The sequence below is a fragment of the Limimaricola cinnabarinus genome (genome assembly GCF_002723615.1).
In the GTDB taxonomy this organism is placed as follows: domain Bacteria; phylum Pseudomonadota; class Alphaproteobacteria; order Rhodobacterales; family Rhodobacteraceae; genus Limimaricola; species Limimaricola cinnabarinus_B.
Map to the genome: position 1 here is coordinate 48718 of NZ_KZ304970.1, position 6276 is coordinate 54993.

At 67.7% G+C, this 6276-nt stretch carries 5 protein-coding genes and 2 pseudogenes; 4 read left to right on the top strand and 3 right to left on the bottom strand.

Annotation, left to right across the window (positions count from 1 at the left end; genetic code table 11):
- Positions 1 to 37 precede the first annotated feature (37 nt).
- Together CJ301_RS15160 and CJ301_RS15165 are read left to right on the top strand one after the other, a co-directional pair.
- A pseudogene (locus CJ301_RS15160) lies at positions 38 to 469 on the top strand (IS30 family transposase); the annotation flags it as partial.
- 258 nt (positions 470 to 727) lie between these two features.
- Positions 728 to 2773, top strand: coding sequence for a DEAD/DEAH box helicase (locus CJ301_RS15165; RefSeq protein ID WP_099278215.1), 2046 nt, complete (start codon positions 728 to 730; stop codon positions 2771 to 2773).
- A 130-nt stretch (positions 2774 to 2903) separates the two neighbouring features.
- Here the strand turns inward: CJ301_RS15165 and CJ301_RS15170 are convergent, their stop codons facing one another.
- Together CJ301_RS15170 and CJ301_RS15175 are read right to left on the bottom strand one after the other, a co-directional pair.
- Positions 2904 to 3155, bottom strand: coding sequence for a DUF475 domain-containing protein (locus CJ301_RS15170; protein WP_099278216.1), 252 nt, complete (start codon positions 3153 to 3155; stop codon positions 2904 to 2906).
- Between the two features lie 165 nt (positions 3156 to 3320).
- Entirely contained in the window at positions 3321 to 3644 is a 324-nt protein-coding gene (locus CJ301_RS15175; protein ID WP_162620561.1) for a DUF475 domain-containing protein, read from the bottom strand.
- A gap of 296 nt (positions 3645 to 3940) precedes the next feature.
- Between CJ301_RS15175 and CJ301_RS15180 the strand changes: the two genes are divergently transcribed.
- The gene (locus CJ301_RS15180) at positions 3941 to 5386 is read left to right on the top strand and encodes a mannose-1-phosphate guanylyltransferase/mannose-6-phosphate isomerase (protein WP_099278218.1); all 1446 of its coding nucleotides are present in this window, start codon (positions 3941 to 3943) and stop codon (positions 5384 to 5386) included.
- Between the two features lie 38 nt (positions 5387 to 5424).
- On the opposite strand, the gene CJ301_RS15185 is transcribed toward CJ301_RS15180, so the two are convergent.
- Positions 5425 to 5988, bottom strand: coding sequence for an acyltransferase family protein (locus CJ301_RS15185; RefSeq protein WP_110522086.1), 564 nt, complete (start codon positions 5986 to 5988; stop codon positions 5425 to 5427).
- Positions 5989 to 6042: 54 nt separating this feature from the next.
- Between CJ301_RS15185 and CJ301_RS15190 the strand changes: the two are divergent.
- Positions 6043 to 6276: pseudogene (locus CJ301_RS15190) on the top strand (IS256 family transposase); the annotation flags it as partial.

The following is a 6276-nucleotide window of genomic DNA, read 5'->3' on the forward strand; positions in this document are numbered from 1 at the left end:
CTCGGGCCAGTGTTCTGCAACAATGCCCATGGAGTTGGGAAAGGCCAACGTGGCCTCACTGGTCGAACGAAAGACGCGCTACGCGGCCCTGTTCCGCAACAACGACCGTAGCTCGAAGCAGCTGATGAACCGTCTGATCACCCTGCTGTCGCCCCTGCCCTTGTCCGCATGGCGCTCGATCACCTTCGACCGGGGGCTTGAGTTCAACCGATGGCGCGACCTGAGAACGGGGATGGACACCGAGGCGTGGTTTTGCGCTCCGCAAGCGCCTTGGCAGAAGGGCTCGGTCGAGAACCTGAACAAGCGTGCCCGGCGCTACCTGCCGCGCGATACGGCCATCGTCGCTCCATCGGATCATGCGATGGCCGAGATCGGCGCGCAGCTGAACGTCACACCAAGGCGCTGTCTCGGCTACCGGACACCGGCCGAGGCCTTTGCCGAGGAACTCCGCCAGCTCGATCGGTCCTGAACCCGTGTCGCAACCAGCATTGAATCCACAGTCCTCGGCGCGGCCGCGCAGGCCCGTGCCGAGCCGTCGCCCTGCGCGGGCATCTCGGCAGACTGCTTCGTCTCTCGATAAGGCCGGTTGCCGCGCATGGCCGGCATGCGGCGGCGATTGGCGCTATACAGTCGGGCGCGATGCGTTTATGGCCGAAGGCTTGATACCGCGCGAGCTGCGCGGCCCCCGGCCTTTGGCCGACCCCAGATCGACGGACCTTTCTTACATATGATGCAGACCCTCAGGGACGCGCTCGACGCGCGCGGCTACGACACGCTCACCCCGGTGCAGGAGGCGGTGACCGCCCCGGAACTGGCCGAGCGCGACCTGCTGGTTTCGGCGCAGACCGGCTCGGGCAAGACCGTGGGCTTCGGCCTCGCCATCGGCCCGACCATCCTCGACGAAAGCGGGCAGCTGCCCCGCGCCGCAGCACCGCTCGCGCTCGCCATCGCGCCGACGCGCGAGCTGGCCTCACAGGTGATGCGCGAGCTCGACTGGCTCTACCGCGGCGCGGGCGCGCGGCTCGCCACCGCCATCGGCGGCATGGAGATCCGCGACGAGCGCCGCGCGCTCGACCGCGGCGCGCATTTCGTCGTGGCCACGCCGGGCCGGCTTGCCGATTACGTCCGCCGCGGCGCGATCGACCTCAGCGACATCCGCGCCGTCGTCCTCGACGAGGCCGACGAGATGCTCGACTTAGGCTTCCGCGAGGACCTCGAATTCATCCTTTCGGCCTGCCCCGAGGCGCGGCGCACGCTCTTGTTCTCGGCCACGGTGCCGCCCGCCATCGCCAAGCTCGCCAAGGATTTCCAGACGGATGCCGAGCGTGTCGTCGTCGCCACCAAGGGCGGCCAGCACGCCGACATCTCCTACAAGGCGCTGCAGGTCGCCCAGGGCGACGAGGAGGCGGCGATCATCAACACGCTGCGCCATCAGGACGCCACCAACGCCATCGTCTTCGCCAACACCCGCGCCACCGTCGCCCGCCTCACCGCGCGGCTGTCGAACCGCGGCTTCTCGGTCGTCTCGCTCTCGGGCGAGCTCACGCAGAACGAGCGCACCCACGCGCTGCAGGCGATGCGCGACGGTCGCGCCCGGATCTGCGTGGCGACGGATGTGGCCGCGCGCGGCATCGACCTGCCCGATCTGGAGCTGGTCATCCATGCCGAGCTGCCCTCGAACGCCGAGACGCTGCTGCACCGCTCAGGCCGGACCGGCCGCGCGGGCCGCAAGGGCGTGAGCGCCCTGATCGTGCCGATGAAGCTGCGCAAGAAGGCCGAGCGCCTGCTGGGCTTTGCCAAGCTTTCGGCCGACTGGACCGTGCCGCCCTCGGCCGAGGACATCCTCGCCGCCGACGAGGCGCGACTGCTCGACGATCCGGTCTGGAACGCCGAAATCTCCGAGGATGCGAAGGTCTTCGCCGCCAAGCTCTTGCAGCGCCACGCCCCCGAGACCATCGCCGCGGCCTATCTGGCGCTCTACCGCTCGCGCCGCTCGGCGCCCGAAGAGTTGCAGGCCCCCGACGCCAAGCCGCAAAAGCGCGCCACCGAGAGCTTCGGCCCGAGCAAGTGGTTCTCGCTGTCGGCGGGCCGCAACAAGCGGGCCGAGGCGCGCTGGCTTTTGCCGCTCCTGTGCCGCGCCGGCGACATCTCCAAGGATGCGATCGGCGCGATCCGCATCCAGGACACCGAGACCTTCGTCGAGATCGCCGAGGCCGCCGTGCCGGGCTTTTTGCGCGCCATCGGCCCCGACATGTCGCCCGAGGAAGGGCTGAAGATGACCGCGCTCGACGCGGCGCCCGACCTGTCGCGCGGCCCCCGACCCGAACGCGGCCCGCGCCCCGAGCACGCGCCCTCCGACGACCGGCCGCCGCGCAAACCGCGCGCCGACAAGCCGGCAGGCGACAAGCCATGGAAGAAGCACGACGGCGCGACCGATAAGGGCGATGCCAAGCCTTGGAAGAAGAAAGACGCCAAGCCCTTCGACCGCAGCCGCGACGGCGCCGTCTCCGAGCGGGGCGGCAAGCCCGCCGGAAAGCCGGGGACGAAGCCCTTCGCCAAGCCCGGATCGAAGCCCGGTCCGAAATCCGGTGGCAAGCCGGGCGCGAAGCCTTTCGCCAAGCCGGGCAAGCCCGAGGGCGCGCCGAAATCGCGCGGCGCCGCCGACACCTCGCGCCGTTTCACCCCGCCTTCGGCCCCCGGCGCCAAGCCTGGCCCGCGTCCGGGCAAGCCGGCCCGCAAGGACGGCACCGAGGCCCCCAAGCGCCGCGACTGAATTCATGGCAACCGAATGAGAAACGGGCTCCCATGAGGGAGCCCGTTTTTATATCCGCCGAGTCACGTCCATGCGCTATGGTGCATCCGAAGCCGGTTGTGCCGGGCCGACGACCACAGCGCCACGCCGATCAGCCGGCGATCGCCTCGGGCACATGCACCATCGCCTGCGCGAGCATCAGCACCGACAGCACGAGGATCGAATAGAAGGCTCCGTGTTCGGGGTAGCGAGACTCGGTCAGCGTGCGCTTTTCGATCAGCGTGATCGCCATGGAGCGCATATACACCGCGCCGATGCCGGGACCGATGGCAATCAGGAACAGGTTCTTGGTCACCGTGAAGGTGCCGATCACCCCGTCGAAGGAAAAGCTCGCGTCGAGCACTTCGAGGGAGAGAAACGCGCTAGGCTCACCGGTCCGCGCGGCGCCCGCAGCCTTTTGATCGGCATCGAGCTAATTGCTCAGCATGTCGAGCGCGAGACAGTTCAAAAGCCCCAGCAGCGCCGGGAACAGGAAGGTGCCGGTGTCGAGTGGGTCGAACACCGAAGCTCACCAGCACCAGACCGACCTGCAGCCCTTGCACCCCGGCCGCGCGGCGCAGGCGCCGATCCACACGACCTCCTTTTCCTCGTCGATGAAAGACCCCCGCGCCACCATTATCAGGAAGGTGCCTCCGAAAGCGGTGATCGACAGATGCGCCGCCTCCATGATGCGCGCGTAGTCCTCAGGCGTGGCCGCGGCGAAGCGGATCGCATCCCACGGTCCGATCCCGGCGGCAATGATTACCACCGCCAGCGGGAACACGATCCGTATCCCGACCACCGCGATCAGGATGCCCCATGTAAGGAACCGCCTGCGCCAGACCTGCGCCATGGTGTCGAGCTTGTTGGCATTGACGATGGCGTTGTCTTCTCCCCGGACATCCGCTTGATGCGACCTTGATCGGCCAATGTCCAACGCCGCTCCGGGGGAGCCACGCCTTCTTCCGCCAAGCCCCTGCGGGGCCGAGCGAACCATAAGGTATCGGCGTCGGCCCGGGGCCGCAGCCGTTTCATTTTTCCCGTTACGGGGCCTTCCATTTATTCGTGGTTATGGGTGATGCTGGAGGCGAAGGATTGCAATTGTCCGATCGCCGGTTCCCCGTTGTTCGCGTTTGAATGGAGTATCCCATGACCACCATCACCCCCGTCCTTCTCTGCGGTGGTTCGGGCACCCGTCTGTGGCCGCTTTCGCGCAAGAGCTATCCCAAGCAGTTCGTGCCGTTGATGGGCGAGGAGACGCTGTTTCAGGCCTCGGCGCGGCGGCTGCACGGGCGGGGGCTCGGGCCGGATGGCGACCTGGGCTTCGCCTCGCCGCTCGTTCTGACCAATGCCGATTTCCGCTTCATCGTCACCGAGCAGCTGGGCCTTGCGGGCATCGATCCCCGCGCGGTGCTGATCGAGCCCGAGGGGCGCAACACCGCGCCGGCCATCCTCGCGGCCGCCTCCTATCTCGTGGCCAGCGATCCCGAGGCGGTGATGCTGGTCGCGCCCTCCGATCACGTGGTCCCCGACGCCGCGTCCTTTTACGCCGCCGTGGCGCAGGGACTCGGACCGGTGCGCGAAGGCCGCCTCGTCACCTTCGGCATCGCGCCGACCCATGCCGAGACTGGCTACGGCTATCTCGAACTCGAGGGCCCGGTCGACGACGGCGCGCCGCAGCCGCTCACCCGCTTCGTCGAGAAGCCCGATCTGGGCCGCGCCGAGGACATGCTGGCCTCGGGCAACTTCCTGTGGAACGCTGGTATCTTCATGGCCCGCGCCGCCGACATGGTCGCGGCGTTCCGCGAGCACGGGCCCGAGATCCTCGGGCCCGTCGAAGCGGCGCTGGCGCAGGCGAAAACCGATCTGGGCTTTTTGCGGCTCGACCCGGCCTCTTGGGCGACCGCGCCCGATATCTCGATCGACTACGCGGTGATGGAAAAGGCGCCGAACCTCTCGGTCGTGCCCTTCTCGGGCGAATGGTCCGATCTGGGCGGCTGGGACGCGGTTTGGCGCGAGAGCGGCCCCGACGAGAGCGGCGTCGTCACCTCCCAAGGCGCCACTGCGATCGACTGCCGCGACACTCTCTTACGTTCCGAGAGCGACCGGTTGGAGATCGTCGGCATCGGGCTCGAGAACGTCATGGCGATCGCCATGAACGACGCGGTGCTGGTGGCCGACATGTCCCGCGCGCAGGACGTGAAGAAGGCGGTCGAGGCGCTCAAGGCCAAACAGTCCCCGCAGGCCACCGCATTCCCCAAGGATCACCGCCCCTGGGGTTGGTTCGAAAGCCTCGTCATCGGTGGCCGCTTCCAAGTGAAGCGGATCATGGTGCATCCCGGCGCCGCGCTGTCGCTGCAAAGCCATCACCACCGCTCCGAGCACTGGATCGTGGTCGAGGGCACGGCCCGGGTCACCATCGACGACGAGGTGAAGCTCGTGACCGAAAACCAGTCGGTCTATGTCCCGCTCGGCGCGGTCCACCGGATGGAGAACCCCGGCAAGGTGCCAATGGTGCTGATCGAGGTGCAGACCGGCGCCTATGTCGGCGAAGACGACATCGTGCGCTACGAGGATGTCTACGCGCGGAACTAAAGCGCGGGGGAGCGCGGGGGCGCCCCCGCGCCTCGGTTTCACACCCCGCTCTGCGCCGTGGCGATCTCAGGCGTGGGCCTTTTGGCCACGGGTCGGTCGAAGCGGCGGCGCATCGCCTTCAGCATCGGCCTCTCGACCAGTCGGTAGATCCATATGCCAATCACCGCGCAGACCACGACCGCGATCGTTGAGGCCACGAGGAACTGTGCCCAGCCCTGCAGCAACAGCTTGCGCAGCACCGTCACGAGGGGGATGAGCACGAGCGTGTGCGACAGGTAGATCGAGTAGCTGGCGTCGCCGATCTGGCCGAACAGTGGCAGGCCACGCCCCACGAACCGCCGCTCCGCCCCAAGCGTGCCGACCACCGTCAGAATGGCCGAGACGTAGAACAGAGGCACGACCCAGCCCGCGGGCACCAGCTTCAGTGCCGCCAGCACCAGCAGCACGATGCCCAGCGGCAGGCAGCCGATCAGCGGCGCGAAGTCGAACCGCCGCCAAGCCAGCGCGAGACCGATCCCCGCCACGAAGAGCAGCAGGAACGGGCTGGTGTAGGTCACCAACGAGAAACGCGCGAAAGTTGGTGATGCCCTGAGGGGCGGCATATCATGGCGGTGTTCAGACGCCGTCAGTTCTCAGCCGAGAAAGGGATATGCCACATGCGAGAGAATACCATTGCACAGCTGCCTGATCCATCGGGATTTGGCTCCGACGCATTCACCGATGTCATCCGTGAGGGCGCGCGCAAGCTGATCGAGCAAGCTATCCAGGCCGAGCTGGCTGCGCTCATGGCCGCGTTTTCCAAGGACACGCTCGAGGATGGGCGGGCGCGCTTGGTCCGTCATGGTCACCTGCCGGAACGCGAGGTGATGACCGGCATTGGCCCGGTGCCC